Origin of the sequence: Microvirga terrestris, from assembly GCF_015694425.1 — a bacterium.
In the GTDB taxonomy this organism is placed as follows: Bacteria; Pseudomonadota; Alphaproteobacteria; order Rhizobiales; family Beijerinckiaceae; genus Microvirga; species Microvirga terrestris.
On record NZ_JADQDN010000001.1, the window covers coordinates 1 to 24,614 of the forward strand.

A 24,614-nucleotide genomic window follows, 5' to 3' on the forward strand; every position below is an offset into this window, starting at 1 on the left:
ATCAGAGCGCGGTCGAAGGCCACACCGGCGCGAGCACGAACCGTGCCGAACCAGTCGCTGCGGTCGAGGTCGTAGGTGACGCCGTCGGTGCCGACGAATGCGCCCTCGGAGCCGAAGTCGGCGTACTGGATGTCGCCTTCGAGACCGACCACGAACGAGCCGATCTGGTAGTTGTAGCCGACCTGGGCGCCGCCGACGAAGCCGCCGTCGTCATCCTCGTCCGCCAGATCGACGGAGTCGAAGTCGTCGTTCGACCAGCCGAAGCCGGCGTTCACACCGACGTAGAAGCCGGTCCAGGTGAAGATCGGAGCAGCTGCAATGATCGGAGCCGGAGGAGCGGAGCGGACCGGCAGGTCAGCAGCGGCAGCAGCCCCGGCGAAGCCGAAGAGGGCGACGCTGGCGAGAAGAATCTTCTTCATGGTTTCTCTTTCCTAATCGATGTCATGCCAGCCGGACCCACTTGTTGTCGGTTCAAGCCGGGCACTCCCCATTTATAGAGCGACAACCTCGCGAGGGCTGTGACCTCACAACCACAGCAGCCAAGAACAGCTGTGGCAGGATTGTGGCGGCAATACGCAGATGATCCCCTTGCGACATCGCTGGACCAGTAATGCACAGCTTGGCTATTGGTTCAACGCCGAAGCAAAAAAATGTCATTTTCTTGGCGAGAGTGGGCAGCTAACGCTACGTCCTTACATTTTTAGAGGCATTTCATGAGAAAAGCAGCCCTCATTACCGGTGGCGCGCAGCGAATCGGGCGCCGGATCGTTGAGCGCCTTGCCGGCGAGGGATACGCGGTAGCGATCCACTGCCGCCGCTCCACCGACGAGGCGGAACACATGGCAGCCCAGATCAGGCACGCTGGCGGGAAAGCGTCGGTTGTCCAGGCCGACTTGACCGATGGCGAAAGTGTCGGACGTTTGGTGCCGGAGGCGGTTCACGCCGTTGGCCCTCTGACACTTCTTGTCAACAATGCCTCCGAGTTCGAGCCCGACGAGGTTGAAACCCTGTCATTGGAGCGCTGGGACCGGCACTTTGCCGTCAATCTGCGGGCGCCTGCCTTCCTGGGTCGTGATTTCGCTCATCAGCTCCCTGCCGAGGGCCAGGGCTGCATTGTCAACATCGTGGATCAGCGGGTTTGGAAGCTGACGCCGCAATTCTTTTCCTACACGCTCACGAAGGCCGCTCTCTTCACCGCCACCCAGACCATGGCGCAGGCGCTGGCGCCCCGGATCCGCGTCAATGCCATCGGACCTGGACCGACCCTGTCGAACACGCGCCAGGGGGATGAGGATTTTGACAAGCAGAGCAGAGCCGTGCTGCTCGGCCATGGCGGAACACCCGACGAGATCGCCGATGCAGTGCTCTACCTCGCGAAGGCCATCAGCGTTACCGGCCAGATGATCGCTGTCGACGGCGGCCAGCATCTCGCCTGGGAGACGCCGGACGTGGCCGGCATCAGGGAGTGAGGGCGATTGCCGAGATCAGGCGGCCGTAATCCGGCTCCTGCCGATGGGTGGTGCGACGATAGCTGAAGAAGCGCTCCTCGTCGGAATAGGTGCAGAGCCCGAGATCCGTGAAGGCACCGACTCCGGCCGCCTCAAGGCGGGCGCCGATGAAGCCGGGGAGGTCGAACATGGCATGTCCCGGCCTCTCCGCCTCCTTGAGGAAGCGTGCATAGCCGGGCACTTCCCGGGTGAAGCGCTCGATGAAGTCTGGGCCGACCTCATAGGCCTTCTGGCTGATCGTGGGCCCGAGCACCGCGACGATGTTTTGACGCCTCGATCCGAGACGCTCCATCGCAGTGATTGTGGACTCAAGAACCCCCATCACGGCTCCGCGCCAGCCCGCATGGGCTGCCCCGATCACGCGGGCTTTCTCGTCGGCAAACAGAACCGGCCCGCAATCCGCCGTGGTGATGCCCAGTGCCAATCCCGGCATGGATGTCACCAACGCGTCGGCCTTGGGCCGTTCATCGCGCCACGGACCTTCCACGATCACCGCATCGGGCGAGTGGACCTGATAAACGCTGATGAGAGAATCCGATGCGACGCTGAGCGCCTCGGCCATGCGCCGACGGTTCTCCTGCACCTTCGCCGGATCGTCGGAGGAGCCGACACCGCCATTGAGCGAGGCATAGAGCCCCTCCGAGACGCCGCCCTCCCGCGTGAAGAAGGCGTGGCGGATACCGGGCTGGGAGGCAAGGGGGGGAGCTTGGATGAGCATGGGGAGATCTTACGAAGAGAAGGGCAGGGCAGGCAATCCGGGCACGGCCTGGATGGCTTCATGTGTAACGGCCAAAACCTTAAACAGCTCTCCCATGCCGGTCGGTCCGCGCTCCGTGAGCCGAGTGAGGGCCCGGTCGATATCAGCGGCCTGAGCCGGAGTGGCGCGTGCCTTCAAGGCCTCGGCCCGGGTCTCGATCCCGAGCGCTTGGAGAAACTCGCCCTGAGTGACGGTGCCGTGGACCCGAGCGCCTTGCGTCGCAGCAGCCTGGGCCAAGCGATGAAAGTCCACATGGGTGGTCAGATCCGCCTCGCCCGGCTCCTGCAGCGGGTCAACAGGCCGATGGTTCTTCAGCGCCTGCAGGGTGTCGCCGAAGGCCGGCCCCCAATAGCCGTAATCCAGGATCAGGGCGGCTCCGCCATCGCGGGCGAGCCGTCCGGCCAGCGTGCCCATGATGTCGACTGAGACGCCGGGCCATTCGAGAACATCCCCCAGCCGCAGCGGCTTGCCGAGAGCGGGTTCCGGCTCCGGGCGCAGACCCAGGATCAGGTGCTCGTCATCCAAACCCACCAGCCGTTCGCACCAGCCGCGATTGGTGCCGAGGAATTGGCGGACGGGGAGCGCATCGAAGAACTCGTTGGCGACGAGCAGGATAGGGCCTGACGGCACATCCTCGAACCGGTCGTGCCACTGAACCGTAAATTCCGATTCAGCAAGAGCGTCCTGCTGGCGCTGCCTTAAGGAGGGACTGGTCTCGACGAGGTGAACAGTAGGGGCTCCCTTGAAGTCGGGCAGGAGGCGCGTCGCCCGCAAGAGATCCGCCATCAGGGTGCCGCGCCCAGGGCCGAGTTCCACGAGACGGCAGGGCGCAGGGCGGCCCATGCCGTTCCAGACCTCCAGCATCCACAGACCGATCAACTCGCCGAACATCTGGCTGATCTCCGGCGCCGTGGTGAAGTCGCCGGCGGCCCCCAGCGGATCGCGGGTGGCGTAATAATGCCGGAGGCACACGCTCATGTATCGCTCGACCGTGATCGGCCCCTCGAGGGCGATGATCTCGCGCAAGCTGTCCTCCAGCGTCTTCACGCGGCTTCGACGGCCTGCCGGGGCCGCGTTAAGCCCCGTGCGGCCAGCACGATGGCGCCTGCGCCCACGAGCGCCATGGGGACCGAGAGCAGCATCCCCATGGTAATGCCGCCGCCGAGAGCCCCGAAGGAAGAGCCGAAGAGGAAGCCGAGCTGCGCGTCCGGCTCGCGGAAGAACTCGCAGACGATGCGGGCCAGCGCATAACCCAGCACGAAGATGCCGCCGAGGAGCCCGGGCCTGCGGAAGCCGAAGCGCCGCGCCGCGAACGCCATGACGATGAACAGAATCAGGCCCTCGCCCAGGGCTTCGTAGAGCTGGCTCGGGTGGCGCGGCACAGGACCCGCGTGGGGAAAGACCACAGCATAAGGAAATTCGGGCGCCGGCCGGCCCCACAGCTCGCCGTTGATGAAGTTGGCGATGCGGCCGAAGAACAGGCCGATAGGTGTCACCACGGCGGCCATGTCGAGCATTGCGAGCGGGTTGAGTCCGCGGGAGCGGGCGAAGAGCACGATGGCGAGCACTGCGCCCAGGAAGCCGCCATGGAACGACATGCCGCCGCGCCAGACCGCGAAGATCTCCAAGGGCTGCGATAGGTAGGAGCTCAGGTTGTAGAACAGCACGTAGCCAATGCGTCCACCGAGCACAACGCCGAGCGCAACCCACACGATAAGGTCGTCCACATCGATGGGTTTCGGCTGCTTCAGCCCGCCCCAGAGATCGGCCTTTGCAGTCAGGCGCTTGGCATAGAACCAGCCGCCCAGGAGGCCGACCACATAGGCAAGCGCGTACCAGCGGATTGCAATGGGACCGATGGAAATGGCAATCGGGTCGATGAGAGGAAAGGAAAGCGGCATGTGCAGGCCTTGAACGAACGGGCTGCCATTGGACCCGTCAGGCAAGGATCGTCAACCCTGTTGCAGTTTAGGGCGAATGCGCCCATGTGTGGCGTTCCAGGGCCCAACAGGCCCACCGAACGCTGTGGATTGACCCATGACCCAATCGTCCAACCGGATCTTCGATGAACTCGCCCGCTTTGCCACCGATGCCGCAGGGGCAGCTCAGGGCGTCCGTCGCGAGATCGAGAGCGTGGTCCGCAGCCAGTTCGAGCGGCTGGTCAAGGATATGGACGTTGCCACCCGCGAAGAAGTCGAGGTTCTGCGCGAAATGGTGATTGCGACCCGCGAGGAGAACGAGCGGCTCGATGCCCGGGTGAAGGAACTCGAGGCGAAGTTGACCGCAGTCACCACGAGCTCTGCTGCAACCTAGTCAGGGATAAAAGCCGGCCTGCATCCGGCGCGGGGCTCCTGTTGTGGACAGGTGAATCCGGCGCATTGTGACGGAGGCCGAAATCTAAGACTGTCAATTATGAGCTGATTCGAGGTTGCTGCGGCAGGGTCTCCGAATACCGAAGGTATTCGGAGGTGTTCTTCCGATGAGTGCCCGGATTGACGCAATGGTATTGCCCGAATGTGTTTACCATGTTCAGGCAACTGAGTTTTCAGGGTCGACATGTCGCAGATTCATCTTGAAATCGACCGCGCTGAGCATCCTCTCGACGTGGTCGAACGTCTGGCTGCTCTGCGGCATTGGATCTTCGATCGCGCCGAGGCGGACGAGATGTCCGTCTCCGTTTCCGGCCGCTGGGCCGATTACGATGTCGCTTTCACGTGGATCGAGGATGTCGAGGCGCTGCATATGGCCTGCGCCTTCGACCTCAAGGTTCCTGATCGGCGCCGGCAGGAGGTCGTCCAACTCATCTCCGCCGTCAACGAACAGCTCTGGGTCGGGCATTTCGACCTGTGGAGCACCGAAAACGTGGTGATGTTCCGCCACGCGCTCCTGCTCGCCGGCGGCGCCGACCCCACGGACGGGCAGTGCGAGACCATGCTGCGGGTCGCGGTGGAAGCCTGTGAGCGCTATTTTCAGGCCTTCCAGTTCGTGATCTGGGCCGGGAAGTCGGCCCGCGAAGCCCTCGACAGCGTCCTATTCGAAACCGAAGGCGAAGCCTAGAGCAGCGGACCCAAAAGTGGACTTGCACTTTTGAGATCCGTCCGATGCTCCTTCTTGGAAGAGCGCATCGTCCAACGCGGAAAACCGGTTCCACTTTTCCGCACGATGTGTGACCTGCCTCGACAGAGCCTGACGGGCAGGGATAGATAGCGGTATTCCGCATTCTTCCGTCAGGTCAGCTTATGTCGCAGCACGCCGCTCATCTCCCCTCGTCGCTGATCCTTGTTGGTGCCGGCAAAATGGGCGGCTCCATGCTGGAGGGCTGGCTCAAGGTCGGCATGAGACCTCAAGGGGTGACGGTTCTCGACCCGCGCCCGTCCGAGGAGATGACCCGGTTTTGTCAGGTGCAGGGAATTGCTCTCAACCCTGCGAACCCCGCCGCGCCTCATGTGCTGGTGCTCGCCACCAAGCCTCAGATGCTTGACGAGGCGGCGGCCTCGGTCAATGCATGCCTCGGCCCCCAGACCCTCATCATCTCGATCCTCGCCGGCAAGACCATCGGCGACCTTCGCTCGAGGCTCCCAGCTGCCGGTGCCATCGTGCGCGCCATGCCGAACCTGCCAGCCAGCATCGGCCGTGGCGCTACGGGAGCGGCGGTCAACGAGCAGGTGAGCGAGGAGCAGCGGCTCATGGCCGATGCGCTCCTGAGCAGCAACGGCATTGTCGAGTGGCTACCTTCCGAGAATCTTATCGACGCCGTTACGGCTCTGTCGGGTTCAGGGCCTGCCTACGTGTTCCATCTCGTCGAATGTCTTGCCGAGGCAGGGGCCTCGGCCGGCCTCCCGAAGGAACTTGCCGAGCGTCTCGCCCGCGCCACCGTGACCGGAGCAGGGGAGCTTCTTTTCCAAAGCGTTCTGGCGCCAGCGACGCTGCGCCAGAACGTCACCTCGCCCGGCGGCACCACGGCGGCGGCGCTTGAGGTGCTCATGCGTGACCCAAACGGAATGAAGGCGCTGATGCGCGAAGCCGTGGCCGCGGCCAAGCGGCGCGCAGAGGAACTTGCTGGTTGAGGCTTTGAGGCTTGGGATTAGGGCATAGCGTCCCTAGATTAGCTTCAACGGTATATCTTCAGGAGGTTGATCGTGACGGCACAGGCTTCCACAGCTCCGATGGACAAGCGCAAGGCCATCATCGAAGCCCTCATGGATCTCGCCGCCCGGCGCTCCTGGCACGAGATCGAGATCACCGACATTGCGAAGGCCGCCAATGTCTCGCTCTCGGAGTTCCGCGATCTCTTTCCCTCGAAAGGCGCGGTGCTCGGCGGACTGTCCCGCATGATCGACAAGCAAGTGCTTGAGGGAACGACAGAGGACCTTGCCGGCGAGCCTGCCCGTGAGCGCATCTTCGATGTGCTGATGCGCCGCTTCGATGCGATGCAGCCCTACAAGGAAGCGCTGCGCCGGATTTCACAGGACCTGCGATACGATCCCGTGTCGCTCGCGGCGCTCAACCAGGTGGCACTCAATTCGCAGCGTTTCATGCTGGCGGCAGCCGGCATCAACACGGAAGGGCCGCTCGGCACGTTAAAGCTTCAGGGCGCGGTGCTGGTCTATGCCAACACCATGCGTACTTGGCTCGACGACGATGATCCCGCCCAGGCTAAAACCATGGCGCGCCTCGACCGCGAATTGCGCCGGGGTGAGCGCATCATCGAGGGTGCCGAGGATCTGCGCCGCCTGAGCGCTCCGCTGCGCGCGGTCGGCCGCGCTTTCATGCAGGGGCGCCGCTCATCCCGTTCCGAGAGGCGCCGGGCCGCAGATGACAACGGCGATGCGGAGAATCCCGCAGCGGCGATCTAACCAGACGTAGAGAGGCATATGGATCAGGAGTACTCGATCTCGCCGCAGATCACGTTCGACGATTTCCTGAAGGTTGACATCCGTGTCGGGCGCATCCTTGCCATCGACCCTTTTCCGCAGGCGCGCAAGCCCGCCTTCAAGCTCACGGTCGATTTCGGCCCGGAGATCGGCACCAAACGCTCTTCGGCGCAGATCACGGTCAACCACACACCGGAGGATCTCGTGGGAACGCTCGTTCTCGCAGTGGTGAATTTCCCACCGCGGCAGATCGGGCCGTTCCTGTCGGAGGTGCTGACGCTTGGCGTGCCTGATGCCAATGGCGATGTGATGCTAATCAGGCCGGATCGGGATGTGCCGATTGGTGGGAGGCTTTACTGATCAGGCCGGCAGGCGCACCGTCGCGCGCAAGCCTCCGAGCGGGCTGTCGCCGAGCACGATGTCACCGCCATGGGAGCGTGCGACGTCGCGGGCGATGGCGAGGCCCAGACCTGAGCCGCCCTCGTCCTGATTGCGCGCTTCATCCAGGCGCACGAAGGGCTTGAAGACCTCCTCGCGCATCTGAGGTGGGATGCCCGGTCCGTCGTCATCCACATGCAGCACGAGCCAGCGTGTTTCGTGATTGGCCGTGATCTCGATCCGATCCCCATGCCGCGCCGCGTTGCCGACCAGATTGAACAGCAGGCGGCGGAATGCGTCGGGGCGCACCGTGATCATCGGGTCTCCGACGATGTCGAGCTCCGTCACGTGGCCTTGCCGCTCCGCATCCGACTGCACTTCTTCGAGCAACTGCCGCAGATCCGTCTCGACTGCGTGTTCCCCTGCATCGCCGCCGTCACCGCGGGCGAAAGCGAGATAGCCTTCGAGCATGCGGCTCATTTCATCCACGTCCCTCTTGAGGTCTTCGACCTCGGGCGTCTGATCGAGGAAGACGAGTGAAAGCTTGAAGCGCGTCAGGATCGTACGAAGGTCGTGGCTGACGCCGTTGAGCATCGTCGTGCGCTGTTCCATGTTGCGCTCGATGCGCCGCTTCATTTCGAGGAAAGCGTGGCCGGCCTGGCGCACCTCGCGTGCGCCGCGCGGGCGGAAATCGATCTCGCGTCCCTTGCCCAGAGCCTCCGCTGCTTCGGCGAGCCTTAAGATCGGCCTGATCTGATTGCGCAGGAACAGGATGGCGATGCCGAGCAGCACGAAGGATGAGCCGCCCATCCAGACGAGGAAGATGTGCGAGTTCGAAGCGTAAGCCTGGCTGCGTCGCGCCAGAATGCGCATGACGTCGCTCTGGTCGAGCTTGACGCGCACTTCCACATAGCTCGAACGCCCGACCGTATCGATCCAGTAGGGGCGGTCGATCTGGCGGCGCAGCTCGTTCGAAAGGGTTTCGTCGAGAATATCGAAGAACGGCTTTGGTCCTGGCGGCGGCAGATCTGTGTTGCGCAGGATGTCCACATCGAGCTGCAGGCGCTCCGAGGCGATACGCGAGAGCGTGCTGGTGTTCCTGTCCTGCGGATAGCTCTCATAGATGTCGATGAGCGCCGCGATGTCCGCCGTGACCGCGGAGGAGAGGCGGCGCGTCACGAGTTCGTAATGGCGCTCCATGAACACGTAGGCCACGACCGATTGCAGCAGGATAACCGGCGCGATGATGATGATGAGCGCGCGCGCATAGAGCCCCTTCGGCAGGAAGCGCCCGAACCACCGCGCAGCGTGGTCGAGGGGCGAATAGTTCAGGGTCGCGCCGATCTTCATCGGTCGATCACGAGCCGGTAGCCGATGCCGCGCACGGTCTGGAGAAAGATCGGGTTGGCAGGATCCGTCTCGATCTTGCGCCGCAGGCGGTTGATCTGGACGTCCACCGTGCGCTCATTGGCGGCGATCCCGGTTCCGGACAGCGCCTCACGGGGCACGTTGTCGCCCGCCTGGCTGCCGAGGATGGTGAGGATCTCGCGCTCACGTTCGGTGATGCGCACCATCTCGTCGCCCCGCCGCAACTCGCCCCGGTCGAAGCGATAGGAGAAGGGGCCGAAATGGATCACGTCGGGCGTGTCGCCATTGGCTGCGCCCGCCACAGGCACCGCACGCTTAAGGATATTGCCGAGCCGCAGGAGCAGCTCGCGCGGCTCGAAGGGTTTCGACAAGTAGTCGTCCGCGCCGATCTCGAGGCCGGTCACCCGGTCGGAGGTGTCGGAGCGGGCGGTAAGCATGAGAATCGGCACCTGCGAATGCTCCCTCAAGGAGCGGGCATACTCGAAGCCGGTTTCCCCTGGCATCATCACGTCGAGGACGAGGGCGTCGAAGACGAAGTTCTCCGCTTTCGCCCGCGCCTCCGCGGCGCTGGCCGCCGCCGTCACCCGATAGCCGTTCTCGCTGAGAAATCGGGTCAGCAGGTCGCGCAGGCGGCGGTCGTCGTCCACCACGAGGACGTGCGGGGCGTGGTCGGGAATGTCGATGCGTGCATCCATCGGGTCTAAGGTTTCATTGTCACGGACCCTGCTTTATCAGGTTTCCCCGGACCCGAATACGAGTTGCTTCACATGGGCGCTCTCATCCGGATCGATCAGGCTCAGAAGATAGCGACTGACCGCATCCTTGGCTTCCGGCTCCATGCCGGACAGGGCGCGCATGATGCGGCGGGTCTGAAGCTTGGCAAGTTTCAGAGCCAACTCCCGGCCCTGGATCGTGGCAAAGAGCAGGCGCTGGCGCCGGTCGGAGGTGCCCATCCGGCTCTCGATGAAGTCTTTTTCGATCAGCTCCTTCAGGACCCGGTTGAGGCTCTGCTTGGTGATGCGCAGGATATCGAGGAGTTCCGCGATGGTCAGGCCCGGGTTGCGGCTCACGAAGTGCAGGACCCGGTGATGCGCCCGCCCGAAGCCGTACTCGTCCAGGATCCGGTCCGGATCGCTGACGAAATCACGATAGGCGAAGAAGAACAACTCGATCAGGTCATAGGCTGGGGTCTCGGCGAGGATGTCCTTGCCGAGATGATGAGACTTCAAAGCCGGAAGAGCGTCAGGCACCGTCCTGTTCCCAAATTTTATGTCAGCCTTATTGACATATCTCAGGACGATTGTTACTCGTCAAGCCGCTTCCACGAAATGAATGAAATTGAAATTGGCTGGAAGCGCACCGGAAATTACCCGGCCCCGGTTGCCACAAGGTCGGCCTGCAAGGAGTTAGACGATGTCCGCGACCCCCTTCGATCAACGTGATGGATGGATCTGGTACGACGGGCAGCTTGTACCTTGGAAGGACGCGCAGCTTCACGTTCTCTCGCACGGCCTTCATTATGGGTCATCCGTGTTCGAAGGCGAGCGGGCCTATGGCGGCGAGATCTTCAAATCGACAGAGCACTCGGAGCGCCTGAAGAAATCGGCCCAGATCCTCGACTTCGAGATCCCCTACAGCGTGGCCGAGATCGACGCGGCCAAGCGCCTCGTTCTGGAAAAGAGTGGCATGAAGGATGCCTATCTGCGCCCCGTCGCCTGGCGCGGCTCGGAGATGATGGGCGTGGCCGCTCAGGCCAACAAGATCCATCTCGCCATCGCGGCCTGGGAATGGCCGAGCTATTTCGACCCGGCCGAGAAGATGAAGGGCATCCGCATCGACATGGCGGAATACCGCCGTCCCGATCCGGCCACCGCGCCGTCCGCCGCCAAGGCCGCTGGCCTTTACATGATCTGCACGATCTCAAAGCACAAGGCGGAGCGGAAGGGTTATGCCGACGCGCTCATGCTCGACTGGCAGGGCCGCGTGGCGGAATGCACCGGCGCCAACGTGTTCTTCATCCGCGACGGCATCGTTCACACGCCGATTGCCGATTGCTTCCTCGACGGCATCACCCGCCGCACGGTGATCGACCTCGCCAAGCGCCGCGGCTTCGAAGTGGCCGAGCGCCGGATCATGCCGGACGAGCTCCCGAGCTTCAACGAATGCTTCATCACCGGCACGGCGGCCGAGGTGACGCCCGTGTCCGAGATCGGCCCGCACAAGTACCAGCCCGGCAACATGACCAAGGTGCTGATGGATGACTACTCGGCCGAGGTGCAGCCGAAGAGCAAGGCTGCTTAAGTCTTCCGGCCTTCTGTGAATTCCACGTCATGCCCGCCTGTGTGCCGGGCATTGACGTTTCTGACAGGCTTAATCCTTGGAATCTGCGTGAGCAATCACGCGGATCTCGACGATGGCTCCTTCGCGTCTGAGGCCAGCAACTTCAACTGCCGTCCAAGCCGGATACGGTTCGCCCAGGTATTCGAGGCGGATTGCATCGAAGAGGTCGAAATGATCCCGCAGGCCGACGTGATAGGTCGTCATTTCGACGATTGATCCAAATGTCAGGCCACCGGCCTGCAGCACGGATCCGATCTTTCCAAAGGCGTTTCTGATTTGGGTTTCCGCATCACCCGGCATCTGCCCGTGCTCGTCGCTTCCGGTGACCCCGGTCAGAAAAATGTGGTCGCCGGAGACAATGCCAGGGGACATTTTCAACTGGTTTGCCGCTGCTCTGAATTCAGGTGGAATGATTGCGCGTTTGCCCATTGAGCAGCCTCCGGGAGACGGTTGAGACACCATAGTGGAAAAGGTGTCCTCCATGCTCAACATGCCTTTCGCAACTTAAAAATCCTCCGCATCGGGAATGCGGTTGAAGGCGATCTTGGCGCCCGCATAACCGCCGGGGATCGTCACCCAGGGACCCCAGTGCAGCAGGGTCTTGCGGTGGCTGACATTGAGCTGATCGGCGATGGCGGACAAATATTCCATGCGCCGCTTGAGTTGCGCCTCCGGAGTGTCATCGAACAGGTCGTCCTCGATGTCGCTCAGCGGCACCAGATCGTGCAAGGCCACATGAACGCTGCGGCTGCGGCGCATCTCCTCCCGCTCGGCATGCTGAAACAGGCGGCTCAAGGACGCCAGCAGGGACGGGTCGTCCCAGGTGGACCGGAAATGCTCCTCTCCATACCAGCCCGCGCTGTTCCTGTCCGTCAGCCAAACGGCCAGCGCCTTGGCCGCAAAGCCGGCGCGGCGCATCCGGGCCGAGGCCTTGGCGAGCAGAACCCGGGCGGCTGCATAGGCGCCGTTGAGCGAGCGCCAGTCTGCGGGAAGGACCCGGCCGTGGCCGAACATCCGGCGGCGGGTTTCGGGCCGCTCCACAGTGTAGCCATGCAGCCCCATCCACATCCGCTCTCCCTCGACGCTGCCCCAGAGCCGGCGCAGTTCCTTGGGCTGGAGCCGCCAGAGGGCCGCCATGTCACTAACCCCGGCGCGGGCAAGCCGCGCCGCATTGCCCCGCGCTATGCCGGGGATATCCGTGAGGTCGAGGGAAAGCAGGGGGCCCGGCAGATCGTCCGGATGGAGCGCCACGAGGCCGTCCGGCTTTTTCATCTCGGCGGCAATCTTGGCCAGCAGATCATTGGGCCCCAGGCCCACCGAGCAGGTGAGGACAGGACCAATCCTGGCGGCGATCACATCCTTCACCTGCTGTCCAATCCGAAGGGCGTGAGGCCATTCGGAAGGCATCAGGGCACAGACCATCTCGTCGATGGAGCAGACCGCTCTCACGGGAACGACTGTGTCGATGGCCTCCAGGATCTGTCGGTGCAGTTCCACATAGGCCTCGTGCCGTGCCGTCACGAGAATGATGCCGGGACATTGCCTGCGGGCATCCCGCACGAAGGTACCCCGTTTGATGCCCTTGGCTTTGGCTTCACGGCTGACGGCGATGAGCCCCGTATGCTCCGAATCCACCGGGATCACTCCAATGGGACGGCCGCGCAGATGCGGCTGGAGATGCTGCTCGGCGCTGGCGAAGAAGGAATCGAAGTCGACATAAAGCCGCTCCAGGCCCGTCGGCTTGCGCATCGCCATCCACCTTTCTTGTGTCCGTGAACAAATCAAGAACATGAGCTTGGCAACGAGTCGAGGGCCGAAACTGTGGATAACGGGGATGAGTCTCCGGGGGTAATCCACCTTTCTCTGAGGAACCAAGGGTCTGCACGAGTGTTCTTGTCAAAGAACAAAACTAGAACATTAGGAGTCCTGCATGTCTTCGCACGGCAAAGTGAAATCCGGCGCTTCCGTTAACCATCAGCATTCCGCAGAGGCAGTTAACCCGAAGACCAATCCCGACCCGCCCGACAACCAGATCAAGGACCCGGACGAGTGGGTAACGGGCGATGAGCCCATGACCGGCGCTCAGGCGTCCTACCTCAAGACCTTGTCAGAGCAGGCTCATGAGCCGAAAGCGTTCGAACCCAAGCTCGACAAGGCCGAGGCTTCGAAGCGGATTGACCAGCTGAAGCAGAAACAGGGGCATTAATACACTGAAGCTCATGCGTCATGGCCGTCCCGGACTTGATCCGGAACGGCCGTGCCGATGCCGAAAAGCCGCGACACCTCTCCAATCAAGATCACCGGCACAATGCGAGTGATGATACCGAGGTTGAAGGCTGCTCGTGCCTTGACCAAAATTGAACCGCCCACTCTTCCGCAACCCCTTGGCCATCACCACATTATCTCTCGGAAGCGTCATGCTTCGAAGGGATGAAACATAAGACGATGATGAATTTAGCTTCTCGCCGCAGCCGGGTCATGATTGCCCTGGCGGCCGCTCTGGTCTTCGCCGGAAGTGCGGCCGAGGCCCGCGTCGGGCGGGGAGGGGGCAGCTTCGGCTCGCGCGGCTCGCGCACCTACACGCCTCCGCCGGCCACGCGGACAGCCCCGGATGCTGCAGCCCCGATCCAGCGTTCGCAAATTCCGAACCAGGGTCCCAACGTCACCCGTCCGGGCACTCCGGCTCCGAACGTGGCGCAGCCGCGCCGCTTCGGCTTCGGCACGGGCCTGATGGCCGGCCTCTTCGGCGCAGGCCTGCTCGGCATGTTGATGGGCAACGGCTTCTTCGGCGGCCTCGGCGGTTTGGCATCGATCTTTGGTCTTCTGCTCCAGATCGGCCTCGTGGTTCTCCTGGTCTCCTTCGCCATGAAGTGGTTCCGCCGTCGTCAGCAGCCGGCCTATGCGGGTCCGGACCAAGGGCAGGGCTATGCCCGCTCCATGGGCGGCAGCGTTCCTCCGACAGGAGGACGGCCCATGAGCGGTGGTCTCGGCGCTGGCTTGGGCGGCCTTGCCGGTGGTCTGGGCGGAGCGCTGGGCGGCCTGACCAGAGGGGCTCAGCCTCAGGGCGCGCCATCCCGTCCTGGCGTGCGGGATGAGATCGGCATCGGCGAGCGCGACTTCGCGGACTTCGAGCGTGGCCTCGTCGAGATGCAGGATGCCTATTCCCGCGAGGACGTCGCCAAGCTCTGGACGCTCGCGACTCCTGAAATGGCCGGGTACATCCAGGAGGAGCTGAACGATAACACCGCTCGCGGTGTCGTGAACAAGCTTTCCAATGTGCGCCTCAACCAGGGCGATCTGTCGGAGTCTTGGCGTGAGGGCTCAACGGACTATGCCACAGTCGCCATGCGCTTTGGCATTACCGACGTCATGGTCGACCGTGCCAGCGGTCGCGTCGTGGAAGGCGATCCGAACAAGGTCGAAGAGGCGACCGAGCTCTGGACCTTCCGTCGCGATCAGGGCGGCTCCTGGAAAGTTTCGGCGATCCAGCAGGCCTAAAGCCACTCTCAAGATAATACGAAAGCGGCCGGTGGAAACCGGCCGCTTTTTGTTTGCCTCACAGAGTGGGGTGATTACTCTGCAGCCTGGCGGCGGCCCGTATGCGAGCCCTCGCGCACCTCTTCGATGATTTTGCTGACGAAGGCATCGAGATCGCCGGGATTGCGGCTGGTGATGAGGCCGTGATCAGTCACCACTGTCTCGTCGCGCCATTGACCGCCGGCATTGATCACATCCGTCTTGATCGAGTGATAGGACGTACACTTCTTGTCTTTGATAATGCCGGCTTCGATCAGGAGCCAGGGTGCATGGCAGATCGCCGCGATGGTCTTGCCCGAGGAATAGAACGCGCGAATGATCTCGATGGCTTTAGGCTCGACCCGTAGCTTGTCCGGGTTGATCTGTCCGCCGGGAAGCACGAGCGCATCGTAATCGGCCGGGTTCACATCCTCGATGTCCTTGTCGACGGACACTGTCTTGCCCCAGTCCTTTTCGTCCCAGCCGTAGATCTTGCCGGACTTCATGCGCGACTTCGGCGCCGCGACATCGACCGTTGCGCCGGCATCAGACAGCTTCTCCTGCGGCACCATGAGTTCCGACTGCTCGAAGCCATCCGTCGCCATGATGAGGATTCGGGCCTGTTTGATATCAGGCATGATGCTTCTCCGTTGTTGTGGGGATCTGCTTGAGAACGGACGGAGCATTGAGGGGTTCCGTGAGAGGGCTGCAATCGGAACCCAGTCTGCGTAGCTCTGTTGACCCAGTCACGGATAAAAACGAGGAAGAATGATGGTCAATCCAGGACAGCCGACGAACGAGCCGCTGCCCGGCGGGAACATTCCCAGTGAGGTGCCGCCAGGGTCGATCCCCGACGAGGAGCCGGACATCGGGCCGACGGGGCCTCGCACCCCGTATCCAGTCACCGATCCCGGAATCACCGACCCTAAAGGTCCTGGCTCAGAGCCCGATTACCTGCCGGGCAACCCGACGGATCCCGGCACACGCTACTGAGGGCAGAGCTATTTGCATGATGAGCGGGCCTCTGATGGAGCCTGCTCAGATTTCGAGAATAGCGTAGGGTCTGCCCGTCGGCTTCTCGATGTGCTTGGCCACATTGTAGACTGGCTGCCCCCCAGGCGTACGGCCCTCAAAACGGCCTCGATGGGCGTGGCCGTGCACGATGGCATTGACCTTGAAGCGGTCAATGGTCTCCGCCAGGCGCGACGAGCCCAGGAAGGGGTAGATTTCCAGCGGCTCGCTCTCGATCGTATCGGTGACAGGAGCATAATGCAGAATGACCATGGAACGCTTGGCCCGCACGTGGCGCATGGCGTTTTCCAGCCGCAAGGTCTCGTTCATGGTTTCATTGACAAACTGCTTCATGGCCGGCTCGCCGAAATAGCCGAGCATCCGTCGGCCAAAGCCACCGGCAAATCCCTTCACGCCGACGAAACCGACGCCATCGATCTCCACCGACTGACCATCGAGCAGTTTCATGCCCGCATCGCGCAGGATCTGCGCCACTTCTTCCTGCGCGCCGCATTCGTAATCGTGATTGCCCAGTACGCCGACGACAGGGATCGAGCAGGCCTTCAGATCCTGCGCCAGAAGCTCAGCCTCCTTCGGCTTGCCGAGATCCGTCAGGTCTCCGGCCAGCACCAGCACATCCGCTTCCCGGGAGATCTCCCCAAACAGATCGCGGTAGGATTCGGCATTGTCTTCGCGAACGTGAAGGTCGCCCATGGCCGCGACCTTCAAGGTTGTCTGCACATCACTCATTCCGCCATTCACCTTCGCCGCCAACATCGGCAAAGCCCCATTCCTTCACGTCGATCTCATAATCGATTCGGGAGAACATCCGCCCGCGGCAGACTTTCATCTGCGGCGGAGGAAGGTCACGTTGCTTGGAAAGCCTGTCGAGGAGTTCGTCCATCACCCAGCCTGGGACCTTGTCGCGCTCGGACGGATAGATCCAGCGGAAGTTGAGCAGGTGCATGAGCAGCACCTCCCAATGCACTTCCATGTAGGCCAGGAGCCCATGCCAGTCGATCTGATCGTGAGCTTTAAGGATCGTGTGCGCTACGTCGGCGCCGTCATAGCGGTGGCGTAGCTGGATGAAGCATTTCGACCAGACGAGTTCGGTCGGCCCGACGATGCGCACGGGAATGCCGAACACCTCGATTTGCCGTGCATGCTCGAACCATGGATCGCCGATCGGCATAGTGCCGTTCGAAGACGCGAAGATCACGTCGAAAAAGTATTGGCCCTTGAACACCTTGCCGAGCCAGCGGTCGTCCTCGATCTCGATGGAGTAGCCAAGATTCTTGAAGTGCGAGAGGACGCGCGTGTAGTCGCCCGCCTTGCAGAAGATGTCGAGGTCCTTGGTCGGACGCGTGATGCCCGTATAGGCCGAGAGCGCATAGGTGCCGGCGAGCAGGAAGGGCAGCCCAAGCGTGTTCAGCTCCCGAAGAGCCTCCGCATAGAAAGCCTCCGACTCCGGGTACTTGAGGGTCGGCTCCGCCTTGGCGTCCATGATCGGCACGGACGGGTATGCGCCGGAGGTGAGATCGGGATCGTGAACTGCCATGGCCTTATCCGAAGCGCGGCCAAGAATGACCCGCGTTCGACAACCGAATGGCATTCATGAAGTTCCGTTCCAGCCCAGCTTAATGCCGGGGAGGTGATTTCTGGCTCAGGCTCGAAGCTGCCGCTGCTCGGGTTGCTGCTGCGGGGAAGGGCAAAGTCCGAGATTCTCCCAGGCGCCGAGGGTATTCTCCTCGAACTCGGTAACGCGCTGCTGGAGTTCGGCCTCATGCTCCACACCGTTCAACGGCTTGCCATCCTTCAACAGACGCTGTCCCGCTGCCGACAGAACATCTCCGACGAAACGGACCATGTCTGCTCCCCTATCCTGCAGGGACAGCCACATGAGCTGCGCCATGCGATCCGCCATAATGCCGCCACCCGTTACCGGTGAGGCAAAGTAGCTGAACTTGCGCTCGAAGCGCGAAAGATTTGCGACAGCTTTGTTGAAGCGATCCACCTGGAGTTTCCGCTCGGCGACGCCCTGCGACGGCAGGCAGGGTTGGCAGGAGCCCAGGGCAACGAGGATCGTGAGAGCCTGAACCAGGCGGTTGAAGCCCGCCTGTGCCAGTGCGGGCTCGGTCATGATCTCGCGCAATGTGCGAGGGCCTTTCTCAAGCTCCACAATCAGGGGATCGTAGATGCTGCTTTGCAGTTTGACGGCGTGGCGCAGGCCCCGCAGCTCACGCGGGATCTTGCTGCTTTTAGCTGACAGAACGAAGCGCGTCTCAAGCCAGCGCTCGCGCACCTGCTGGGCGGAGAGGCGGACTGCGCCTTTGACGAAGATGTCGCGCCGGAACTGCTGGTCGACAATGTGGTCGCGGGTCATCTGGCGCAGGGCGACGTCGTCGATCCCGGCGAGGAACTCCTGCTGCTTCTTCGTCAGATTGATCTCGTCGAGGTTCTCGAGCGCATTCGCAGGCCCGACCCAGGTCAGCTTTGCCTCAGCGAGGTCCTGCGCCAGATCCGTGAAGTAGAACGGCTCCGAATGCTGATTGAGATATTCGTGAGCAATATAGTTGGAATTCTGACCCTTGAGCTTTTCGATCCGCTTCGCCAACTTGGGATGGCTCCCGAAATAGCGCGTGTCGAGCTTCCCGACCTTGTCAGCCAGATCGATGAAGTGCTTGACCCGCGAAGGGCCGGAAAGTTGCGCTCCTTGAGCCACCGTATGCTCCAGGAGAAGGCGCCGGAGCGGCATCATGGAAGCCCATCCGGGCATGGTGTTGTAGGAGATGTAGACTAGGCCACCCGGCTTGAGCTTGCTGCGGATGAAATCGACGATGGTCCGCCGGTTCTCGGGGGAAATCCAGCTGTAGATCCCGTGAAGGCAGATGAAGTCGAAATCCGGCAGGTCGGTGCGACCGAGGAAGTCGGCGAAGCTGTCGTCGTAGAAGTGGACGTTATGCAGGCCTCCAGCCTTAGCGAGGTCCCGCGCGCCGACGATATGGCCTGGATTGAAGTCGGTGGCGTAGAATTGAATGTGCGGGTTTGCGGCTGCCAGAAGGTTGGCCGAGAAACCCTGGCCACATCCAAGCTCGCAATAGGCCAGTGACGACGAGCCAAGGTCCGGCGCCTGGACCCCCTGCAGGAGTGTCAGGAAGCCGAGGAGGCTTGGCGTCAATTCCTGATAGAAGCCGTGGGTATACTCGACATCGACAACATAACCTGCTGACCAACTCGCCATGACAATATCCCGGTCGCCTGCAGATGCCGCTGTGGCACCGGAACAGGGCTAGAAAAGTTATAAAGTAACTTATGTCAGGCGGCCGGGTCTGGATCAATGCTTTTCGAATGGCCTTGAGGACGTTGGTTGGCCCTAATGATCCCCATGCGAAACGCGCGCGTCGCGGGGGCTGTTGAGGATCTCGAGCAGGCTCTGGGCGATGTGCCTTGCCTCGTCGTCCTTCAGGCGCAGCAGGAAGGGCGGCATCGCGCCGGCCTGGAGGGCCACCACGGCCATGCCGTGCTCGTCCATGCCGACATCGATCGTCTGGGAGGTCACGTCGACCAGCTCCTCCGGCATCTCCTCGTCCCCGACGCTCTCGCCGATGGCGGCAAGAAGTTGGCTCACGGCCCTCACCAGCGAGCGGGCGGCATGGGGGTCCATGACCACGGCGGTGGATTGTTCGTCCTTCTGGAACGCCAGCTGAATGTTGTCGCCTTCGAGCGTGACGGAAATGCCTGCCATCGATGTCCTCTTCCTTGTCCCACCCATATGGGGCCCCACCAGGGCTGGGGAAAGGTAAAGGCGTTGTTACGACGGATGCGCCTCGTCCCCAAGGGGAGAAGCGCATCCTGGTAAATCGGCGGTGGTACCGGAGGTTATGTCAAACGCCGCTGCCCGAAGTTCCGCCAGTCCTACGGCTGCTGGAGGTTGCGGTGCCAGTGGCTGGAGTTCCGGTGCTGCCGGCTCCCGCGGCGCCTGCGCCCGAGATCATGGTGCCGGTGATGCCCGCATCGGCCGCCTGCTGGATGCGCAGGTTGTTCTGCACGTGGGTGACGCCGGAAACGGCCTCCGCGATGTCCTCTGCATGGCGCTTCTCGAAGCGGCTGTTGACTGTGCCGGAGAGCGTCACCTCGCGGTTCTCGACCCTCACGTCGATCTCGGAGGCGTCGATATGCGGGTCCTCCGTGAGGCGGTCGTTCACGTCCTCCAGGATGCGGGCATCGGACCGCTGGTAACCCTTCGGGCCGCGGCCGCGATGCTGGCCGGCCTCGCGCATGTCCCGGTCGCGGCGGCGCTCGGCGTCGTCGTCCCCGAACCAGGACCGCACCTCGTCACCGGCCCGCTCGAGGAAACCGCGCTCCTCGTTGTAGTCGCGCGACCCGCGGCCGAAGCTCTCGGAGCCTGAGCGGTCGCGCCCGTAGCGGTCCTGACCGAACCGGTCCTGATCGTGCCGGCGGTCCGTATCGAAGAGGGGACGGCCCTGGCCGCGCTCCTCGCCGACCACATCGTGCCAGTCGAGGGCCGAACCGCCGGTGCCGTAGCCGGCGGAATCACCGAAATCGCGCTCGCGGTCGCGGCCATAGCCCTCGTCGGAGCGCCGGTCGGAGCCGGTGCCCCGGTCGTAGCCGGCGCTGCGGTTGCCGAAACCGCGGCGGGCGATGTAGCCGTCGTCCTCACGCTCGCTCCAGCCGGAGCCCTGATTGCCGTAGCGGTTGCGATCATTGGCCATGAGTGCGCTCCTTCCTGCTGTCGTCCGGGCCGCTCGAGGGCCCGCTTCCGCGCAACCAACGTGAGGCACGAACGTCTGTTCCTGGGCCGGAAACCCTCCCGAGGGCTGTTTTTCTCGCTCCGCTTGAACGGTCCGGTCGCGGTCGCATTGAGAGGGTGGGGTATTCAGCACCATGACGAGGTTAACGATGGCAGATCTGTCCGGATTGAGCGACGAGGCGCTGGCGGTGTTCGCCTTCGCGGCCTATCACCAGTTTTCGAGCGGCCAGATGGTGCGCAGCGTGGTGCAGAAGGACGGAGCCGGCCATAAGGCGAGCGACGCCGCCGTGGAGGAGCTCACGGGGCGTGGGCTCATCGAGGCCGACGGCGCCGAGATCCGCTTCACGCCGCAAGGCGAGGAGGCCCTGCAGGGGGTGATCTCCGGCATCCGGGGCAGCCGCTGAAAGCCGGCGCCGGTCAGGGATTCATCGGGGAGGCCCCCGGGGTAGGAGCCTGGGCTTTGCCTTGCATTTGCCCCATCCGTACCCTACGTAGTTCTGATCGACATTTGGCCGGACGACTGGGCTTCCCGCTTTGGCACTGCCGGGCGCACGTTCCTTCTCTACCATCTATCGACTAACGGATGTCTGGCTTTTAAGCTCGCATCCACGTGCAAACGACAGTGAAAAGGGAATTCCCCATGGAACAGGGAACCGTGAAGTGGTACAATGAAACCAAGGGTTATGGTTTCATCCAGCCCGACAACGGCGGCAAGGACGTGTTCGTTCACGCTACGGCGCTCGAGCGCGCCGGCATGCGCGGCTTGCAGGAAGGTCAGAAGATCTCCTATGAGCTTCAGACCGACCAGCGCACCGGCCGCGCTTCTGCAGTGAATCTGCAGAACGCCTAAGGTTTCATGCCGGAGAACGTGCTACGGCACGTTCTCTCGCATCTGAGCCGTTCCGGTCCAGGGGCGGCTTTTTTGTTATGAGGAAAGGCTTTGCATGGCAAAGGAAGAACTGATCACCTTTGAAGGACTTGTGACCGAAATTCTGCCCGATGCGCGCTACCGCGTGCAGCTCGACAACGGGCACGAGGTCATCGCGTACACGGCCGGGAAGATGAAGAAGAACCGCATCAAGACCCTCGCCGGCGACCGCGTGACCGTCGAGATGTCGCCCTACGATCTGGAGAAGGGCCGCCTCATCTTCCGTCACAAGGATTCGGGTGCCTCTTCCGGCCCGCGTCCGCCGCAGCGCGGCAATCAGCAGTTCCGGCGTCGCTAAACCAACAGGCGCTCCGACAGGTGCGCCTGTTGATGGAAAGCTTCGTTTGATGGTCAGGCGACCGCGTGCATCACCGAGAGGGTGACGCGGTCCGGGCCGAGATCCTCCTCCATATCGGTGAGGTGCATCAGCTCGGCGAGGCGGTTGCGGGCCCGGTTGACGCGGCTCTTGATGGTGCCGACCGCACAGCCGCAGATCTCCGCCGCCTGCTCGTAGGAGAACCCGGAGGCGCCCACCAGCAGCAGTGCCTCGCGCTGGTCGTGGGGCAGGCGGGCCAGAGCCGTCTGCAGATCCTCGAAATCGAGATGGGACATCTGGTCGGGCGCTACCGAGAGGGTGGCGGCGTATTTGCCGTCCGCATCCTCGACCTCGCGGCGGCGCTTGCGGTACTCGGAATGGAACAGGTTGCGCAGGATGGTGAAGAGCCAGGCCTGCATGTTGGTGCCGGGCTGGAAGCGCTCGATATTGGCGATCGCCCGCATCAGGGTTTCCTGCACAAGATCGTCGGCGCGGTCCACGTTGTTGGTCAGCGAGATGGCGAAGGCCCGAAGGTTGGGCGTCGCCTTGAGCATGGAATCGCGAAGAGAGATGTCGATACTCATGACTAGTGCGTCTCCGGCTTGCGCTCGTCCAGCCGATTGATGATCTCGATGAACCGGTCCGGAACCGGCTGCTCGCCGAGGGCCAGCGTCTCGTAGAATTGACGCAGCCGCTGGCCGATCTGAGCCTGCACCGAGCGGCTGAGCGCCGGCGAGGACGATCCGTGAAGGCCAGGAACGGTTTCTGTGTCTTCATTGCGCATGGTGTCTGGATTCTTTTTCTGCATGGGGTGTCCTGGACAATCGTGGACGAGCGACCTCCCGCAGGGAACGCACTGTAAGCGGCCCCCAATCGCCGAGGGGGTAACGTCAGGCATTTGTGATCGTTCCGCGCCGGAACCTAACCCTTCGGTGCTCATCCACAGGCAAAAACTGACCTTAGGAAAGCAAAAACTGCCCTTGGGGAAGCTGGAACCTTTTCCGTATGGCCAAGTTTCCCACCCACTAAGCGCGGCCGTTCCAAGGCCCGCCGTCAAGGAGAATTGCCTATGGCTATCAGCACCATCCTGCTCATCATCGTGATCCTGCTGCTCATCGGCGCCGTGCCAGCCTGGCCGCACAGCCGCGGCTGGGGCTATGGCCCGAGCGGCCTGCTCGGCGTCGTTCTCGTCATCCTCATCATCCTGCTGCTGATGGGACGGCTCTGAGAACCCTGATCAAGGGCTGAAGAAGCAACCGGGGCGGCCGCAGGGCCGCCCTTTCTCGTTGGACAGCGCCGGCCGGGTTCAGGCCTTCTCGCCCGGCGGCCGATAGGCGATCGACGAGGCCTTCTGCAGGGCCGCCATGGTCTCCTCGACGCTCAGCAGGACGGTGGTCTCGAAGGAGCTGACCGCGCCGCCGGCGCCGATCGCCAGCGCGGTCGCGGCCATGGCGACGTTGTCCGGGGCCTCCCACAGGGTGTAGCCGTCGTGCTCGCCGAAGGCGTACCAGAACCCGTGCAATGTCCCGCCGGATGCTTCGATATAGGCCTTGGCGGCCGTCCGGCGGTCCTCGGGGTTCCTGATGAGCTTCGCCCATGTTGCCGGCGTGTAGCTGAACCGAGTCAGGTAGAACGTCATGGGCTCCTCCTTCACGGGCCATCTCTGGCAAGAGAGCCAGCATAGCACCTTTGGCCCTCGCGGAGCGGAGGCTCATCCGTTGTTGCCGCCGGTCGATCCCGCGCCTGTGCTCCGCTGGGGCTCGAATGACCGATGTGGGCCGATCCGGCCGCCGCTCGTGGCCAGCCGCATCCTCACTGGCTCCCCGAGGGTGTCCGGGCCTTCGCCCGGCGGCGCTGCGCGGTCCAATAGGCACGGTAATCGTCCAGCTCGTAGCGGACCGCATCGGCGAAGAGGTTGCGCTGGTGCAGGTAGCAGGGCGGCCCGAACCCGCCCTGGCAGCTCTCGTGCCATCGGCAGGTGCGCCGGCGGCAGGTCTTGTACGCCATGAAGAGGTCGGACAGGCGCTGAAGGGTGTCGTCGAAATCGGGCATGATGCAGAGGGGTACGTCGTCGTCCTGGATCATGATTGAATCTCTCGAGGCAATAGGGATGGGAAGGAATAAATGAAAAGGGCACAGGCTCTCGGTCCCGGGGCCGGTGAAGGCCCCGGGAGGGGAGGCAATCGAGGGTGGCGTGTCGTGCAGCCCGGCTCGATGTATGGTTTGGAAGGTGAGAGCCAGACTGCTCGTCACGCGCGGTTTGTTTCAGCGGACCTGGAGACATGCCAGATCGGCCACCCACGATCACAGGCTTGCGAGGCCTGCGGCGGGACCGCTCCTTGCCCCACTCTTGCGACGCCTCGCGAGCGCGCCCCTCGTTGGGCGAGGATGTCTCTAGCTATAGCCGAGGTTAGGAGAATTGTCAAGAACAAAATAGGAACATTTCTCCTGCTCACTCACTTTCATGGTCGGGCTCGTGCCGGCTATCCTCGTCTTCAGTTCGCTTGGTCTCGCACACATCCTCAGGATGAGTATGAGGGTTTTGAATGTCGGAACATTGGAGCAGGTGTAGGTATGACGGCGGAAGGTGTCACAGCCAATGAGTGTCCTTCCCAGCCGCAATGAAGTGGAGGGAAAGTCGCCCTAACGAATATTAGTAAGCTCAATACTTTACCTGATCACAGCTTACCTTCATCGACCAAGTTTCTGTACCAATTTAATTAAGAGTTGGCGTCAGAGGCATTTTAACTGGCGAGTTGTGTTAGTTCGTCATTATTTCTCAGACTAGTCAGCCTTCCGCGATAGTAAATATCTTAATTCTACTTGATCCCCGATCCCAGGCAGGTG

The 24,614-nt window shown here is 62.6% G+C and carries 32 protein-coding genes and 1 pseudogene; 14 read left to right on the forward strand and 19 right to left on the reverse strand.

Annotated features, from left to right (window positions below):
- Positions 1–419: pseudogene (locus tag I2H36_RS00005) on the reverse strand (outer membrane beta-barrel protein); the annotation flags it as partial.
- A 294-nt stretch (positions 420–713) separates the two neighbouring features.
- On the opposite strand from I2H36_RS00005, the gene I2H36_RS00010 reads away from it, so the two are divergent.
- Positions 714–1,469 carry an SDR family oxidoreductase gene (locus tag I2H36_RS00010; protein ID WP_196261856.1) on the forward strand — a complete coding sequence of 252 codons (756 nt, stop codon included), beginning with the start codon at positions 714–716 and terminating at the stop codon, positions 1,467–1,469.
- On the opposite strand, the gene pgeF is transcribed toward I2H36_RS00010, so the two are convergent.
- Genes pgeF through lgt form a run of 3 tightly spaced genes read right to left on the reverse strand, consistent with a single transcriptional unit; the run spans position 1,459 to position 4,166 of the window.
- Positions 1,459–2,226 (reverse strand): peptidoglycan editing factor PgeF, encoded by a 768-nt coding sequence (gene pgeF / locus I2H36_RS00015; protein ID WP_196261857.1) that lies wholly within the window; start codon positions 2,224–2,226, stop codon positions 1,459–1,461. The two genes, I2H36_RS00010 and pgeF, sit on opposite strands and share 11 nt — an antisense overlap.
- 9 nt (positions 2,227–2,235) lie before the next feature.
- On the reverse strand, positions 2,236–3,312 hold the full coding sequence (locus tag I2H36_RS00020; protein WP_425523259.1) for a class I SAM-dependent methyltransferase: 1,077 nt from the start codon (positions 3,310–3,312) through the stop codon (positions 2,236–2,238).
- Complete coding sequence (gene lgt / locus I2H36_RS00025) at positions 3,309–4,166, reverse strand: prolipoprotein diacylglyceryl transferase (protein WP_196261858.1); 858 nt, start codon at positions 4,164–4,166, stop codon at positions 3,309–3,311. The genes I2H36_RS00020 and lgt overlap by 4 nt, the downstream gene beginning before the upstream one ends.
- A 136-nt stretch (positions 4,167–4,302) precedes the next feature.
- Between lgt and I2H36_RS00030 the strand changes: the two genes are divergently transcribed.
- From I2H36_RS00030 to I2H36_RS00050, 5 genes are all read left to right on the forward strand, one after another.
- Complete coding sequence (locus tag I2H36_RS00030) at positions 4,303–4,578, forward strand: accessory factor UbiK family protein (RefSeq protein ID WP_196261859.1); 276 nt, start codon at positions 4,303–4,305, stop codon at positions 4,576–4,578.
- Positions 4,579–4,821: 243 nt separating this feature from the next.
- Complete coding sequence (locus tag I2H36_RS00035) at positions 4,822–5,322, forward strand: type III secretion system chaperone family protein (RefSeq protein WP_190842662.1); 501 nt, start codon at positions 4,822–4,824, stop codon at positions 5,320–5,322.
- Between the two features lie 182 nt (positions 5,323–5,504).
- Positions 5,505–6,332 carry a pyrroline-5-carboxylate reductase gene (gene proC / locus I2H36_RS00040; protein ID WP_196261860.1) on the forward strand — a complete coding sequence of 276 codons (828 nt, stop codon included), beginning with the start codon at positions 5,505–5,507 and terminating at the stop codon, positions 6,330–6,332.
- A 99-nt stretch (positions 6,333–6,431) separates the two neighbouring features.
- Positions 6,432–7,121 carry a TetR/AcrR family transcriptional regulator gene (locus I2H36_RS00045; RefSeq protein WP_196262554.1) on the forward strand — a complete coding sequence of 230 codons (690 nt, stop codon included), beginning with the start codon at positions 6,432–6,434 and terminating at the stop codon, positions 7,119–7,121.
- A gap of 18 nt (positions 7,122–7,139) precedes the next feature.
- The gene (locus tag I2H36_RS00050; protein WP_196261861.1) at positions 7,140–7,499 is read left to right on the forward strand and encodes a tRNA-binding protein; all 360 of its coding nucleotides are present in this window, start codon (positions 7,140–7,142) and stop codon (positions 7,497–7,499) included.
- Here I2H36_RS00050 and I2H36_RS00055 read toward each other — a convergent pair whose 3' ends face one another.
- Genes I2H36_RS00055 through I2H36_RS00065 form a run of 3 tightly spaced genes read right to left on the reverse strand, consistent with a single transcriptional unit; the run spans position 7,500 to position 10,135 of the window.
- Positions 7,500–8,867 (reverse strand): ATP-binding protein, encoded by a 1,368-nt coding sequence (locus I2H36_RS00055; protein WP_196261862.1) that lies wholly within the window; start codon positions 8,865–8,867, stop codon positions 7,500–7,502.
- The gene (locus I2H36_RS00060; protein WP_196261863.1) at positions 8,864–9,580 is read right to left on the reverse strand and encodes a response regulator; all 717 of its coding nucleotides are present in this window, start codon (positions 9,578–9,580) and stop codon (positions 8,864–8,866) included. The genes I2H36_RS00055 and I2H36_RS00060 overlap by 4 nt, the downstream gene beginning before the upstream one ends.
- Before the next feature lie 36 nt (positions 9,581–9,616).
- Complete coding sequence (locus I2H36_RS00065; protein WP_425523260.1) at positions 9,617–10,135, reverse strand: MarR family winged helix-turn-helix transcriptional regulator; 519 nt, start codon at positions 10,133–10,135, stop codon at positions 9,617–9,619.
- A gap of 163 nt (positions 10,136–10,298) precedes the next feature.
- Between I2H36_RS00065 and I2H36_RS00070 the strand changes: the two genes are divergently transcribed.
- Entirely contained in the window at positions 10,299–11,186 is an 888-nt protein-coding gene (locus I2H36_RS00070) for a branched-chain amino acid aminotransferase (protein ID WP_196261864.1), read from the forward strand.
- Positions 11,187–11,255: 69 nt separating this feature from the next.
- Here I2H36_RS00070 and I2H36_RS00075 read toward each other — a convergent pair whose 3' ends face one another.
- The gene (locus tag I2H36_RS00075; RefSeq protein WP_196261865.1) at positions 11,256–11,654 is read right to left on the reverse strand and encodes a RidA family protein; all 399 of its coding nucleotides are present in this window, start codon (positions 11,652–11,654) and stop codon (positions 11,256–11,258) included.
- A gap of 75 nt (positions 11,655–11,729) precedes the next feature.
- A complete protein-coding gene (locus I2H36_RS00080) occupies positions 11,730–12,980 on the reverse strand; it encodes a Y-family DNA polymerase (protein ID WP_196261866.1) in 1,251 nt (416 codons plus the stop codon).
- A gap of 175 nt (positions 12,981–13,155) precedes the next feature.
- Between I2H36_RS00080 and I2H36_RS00085 the strand changes: the two genes are divergently transcribed.
- Together I2H36_RS00085 and I2H36_RS00090 are read left to right on the forward strand one after the other, a co-directional pair.
- Positions 13,156–13,431, forward strand: coding sequence for a DUF3072 domain-containing protein (locus I2H36_RS00085; protein WP_196261867.1), 276 nt, complete (start codon positions 13,156–13,158; stop codon positions 13,429–13,431).
- A gap of 239 nt (positions 13,432–13,670) precedes the next feature.
- Positions 13,671–14,723: a Tim44 domain-containing protein gene (locus I2H36_RS00090; RefSeq protein ID WP_196261868.1), complete on the forward strand. Its 1,053-nt coding sequence runs from the start codon at positions 13,671–13,673 to the stop codon at positions 14,721–14,723.
- Positions 14,724–14,797: 74 nt separating this feature from the next.
- Here the strand turns inward: I2H36_RS00090 and I2H36_RS00095 are convergent, their stop codons facing one another.
- Positions 14,798–15,379, reverse strand: coding sequence for a type 1 glutamine amidotransferase domain-containing protein (locus tag I2H36_RS00095; protein ID WP_196261869.1), 582 nt, complete (start codon positions 15,377–15,379; stop codon positions 14,798–14,800).
- A gap of 133 nt (positions 15,380–15,512) precedes the next feature.
- On the opposite strand from I2H36_RS00095, the gene I2H36_RS00100 reads away from it, so the two are divergent.
- A complete protein-coding gene (locus I2H36_RS00100; RefSeq protein WP_196262556.1) occupies positions 15,513–15,734 on the forward strand; it encodes a hypothetical protein in 222 nt (73 codons plus the stop codon).
- Between the two features lie 45 nt (positions 15,735–15,779).
- Here the strand turns inward: I2H36_RS00100 and I2H36_RS00105 are convergent, their stop codons facing one another.
- The 5 genes from I2H36_RS00105 to I2H36_RS00125 form a co-directional block, all read right to left on the reverse strand.
- Positions 15,780–16,502: a metallophosphoesterase family protein gene (locus I2H36_RS00105; protein WP_196261870.1), complete on the reverse strand. Its 723-nt coding sequence runs from the start codon at positions 16,500–16,502 to the stop codon at positions 15,780–15,782.
- A complete protein-coding gene (locus I2H36_RS00110) occupies positions 16,495–17,310 on the reverse strand; it encodes a nucleotidyltransferase family protein (RefSeq protein WP_246718584.1) in 816 nt (271 codons plus the stop codon). The genes I2H36_RS00105 and I2H36_RS00110 overlap by 8 nt, the downstream gene beginning before the upstream one ends.
- A 105-nt stretch (positions 17,311–17,415) precedes the next feature.
- Positions 17,416–18,993 (reverse strand): class I SAM-dependent methyltransferase, encoded by a 1,578-nt coding sequence (locus I2H36_RS00115; RefSeq protein WP_196261871.1) that lies wholly within the window; start codon positions 18,991–18,993, stop codon positions 17,416–17,418.
- A 132-nt stretch (positions 18,994–19,125) separates the two neighbouring features.
- Complete coding sequence (locus I2H36_RS00120; protein WP_196261872.1) at positions 19,126–19,497, reverse strand: hypothetical protein; 372 nt, start codon at positions 19,495–19,497, stop codon at positions 19,126–19,128.
- Positions 19,498–19,636: 139 nt separating this feature from the next.
- Positions 19,637–20,485, reverse strand: a complete 849-nt coding sequence (locus tag I2H36_RS00125) for a BON domain-containing protein (RefSeq protein WP_210330872.1) — start codon at positions 20,483–20,485, stop codon at positions 19,637–19,639.
- A gap of 187 nt (positions 20,486–20,672) precedes the next feature.
- On the opposite strand from I2H36_RS00125, the gene I2H36_RS00130 reads away from it, so the two are divergent.
- The 3 genes from I2H36_RS00130 to infA all read left to right on the forward strand — a co-directional run bounded on the left by I2H36_RS00130 (position 20,673) and on the right by infA (position 21,749).
- Complete coding sequence (locus I2H36_RS00130; RefSeq protein ID WP_196261874.1) at positions 20,673–20,927, forward strand: hypothetical protein; 255 nt, start codon at positions 20,673–20,675, stop codon at positions 20,925–20,927.
- Between the two features lie 236 nt (positions 20,928–21,163).
- Positions 21,164–21,373: a cold-shock protein gene (locus I2H36_RS00135; RefSeq protein ID WP_190842609.1), complete on the forward strand. Its 210-nt coding sequence runs from the start codon at positions 21,164–21,166 to the stop codon at positions 21,371–21,373.
- A gap of 94 nt (positions 21,374–21,467) precedes the next feature.
- Positions 21,468–21,749 carry a translation initiation factor IF-1 gene (infA, locus tag I2H36_RS00140; protein WP_009494617.1) on the forward strand — a complete coding sequence of 94 codons (282 nt, stop codon included), beginning with the start codon at positions 21,468–21,470 and terminating at the stop codon, positions 21,747–21,749.
- 53 nt (positions 21,750–21,802) lie between these two features.
- Here the strand turns inward: infA and I2H36_RS00145 are convergent, their stop codons facing one another.
- Positions 21,803–22,351, reverse strand: a complete 549-nt coding sequence (locus I2H36_RS00145; protein ID WP_196261875.1) for a sigma-70 family RNA polymerase sigma factor — start codon at positions 22,349–22,351, stop codon at positions 21,803–21,805.
- Between the two features lie 2 nt (positions 22,352–22,353).
- The gene (locus tag I2H36_RS00150) at positions 22,354–22,575 is read right to left on the reverse strand and encodes a NepR family anti-sigma factor (RefSeq protein WP_196261876.1); all 222 of its coding nucleotides are present in this window, start codon (positions 22,573–22,575) and stop codon (positions 22,354–22,356) included.
- Between the two features lie 261 nt (positions 22,576–22,836).
- Between I2H36_RS00150 and I2H36_RS00155 the strand changes: the two genes are divergently transcribed.
- Entirely contained in the window at positions 22,837–22,995 is a 159-nt protein-coding gene (locus I2H36_RS00155; RefSeq protein ID WP_196261877.1) for a DUF3309 family protein, read from the forward strand.
- Between the two features lie 78 nt (positions 22,996–23,073).
- On the opposite strand, the gene I2H36_RS00160 is transcribed toward I2H36_RS00155, so the two are convergent.
- Complete coding sequence (locus tag I2H36_RS00160; protein WP_196261878.1) at positions 23,074–23,406, reverse strand: GYD domain-containing protein; 333 nt, start codon at positions 23,404–23,406, stop codon at positions 23,074–23,076.
- Between the two features lie 173 nt (positions 23,407–23,579).
- The gene (locus I2H36_RS00165; protein ID WP_196261879.1) at positions 23,580–23,852 is read right to left on the reverse strand and encodes a hypothetical protein; all 273 of its coding nucleotides are present in this window, start codon (positions 23,850–23,852) and stop codon (positions 23,580–23,582) included.
- Between the last annotated feature and the right edge of the window lie 762 nt (positions 23,853–24,614).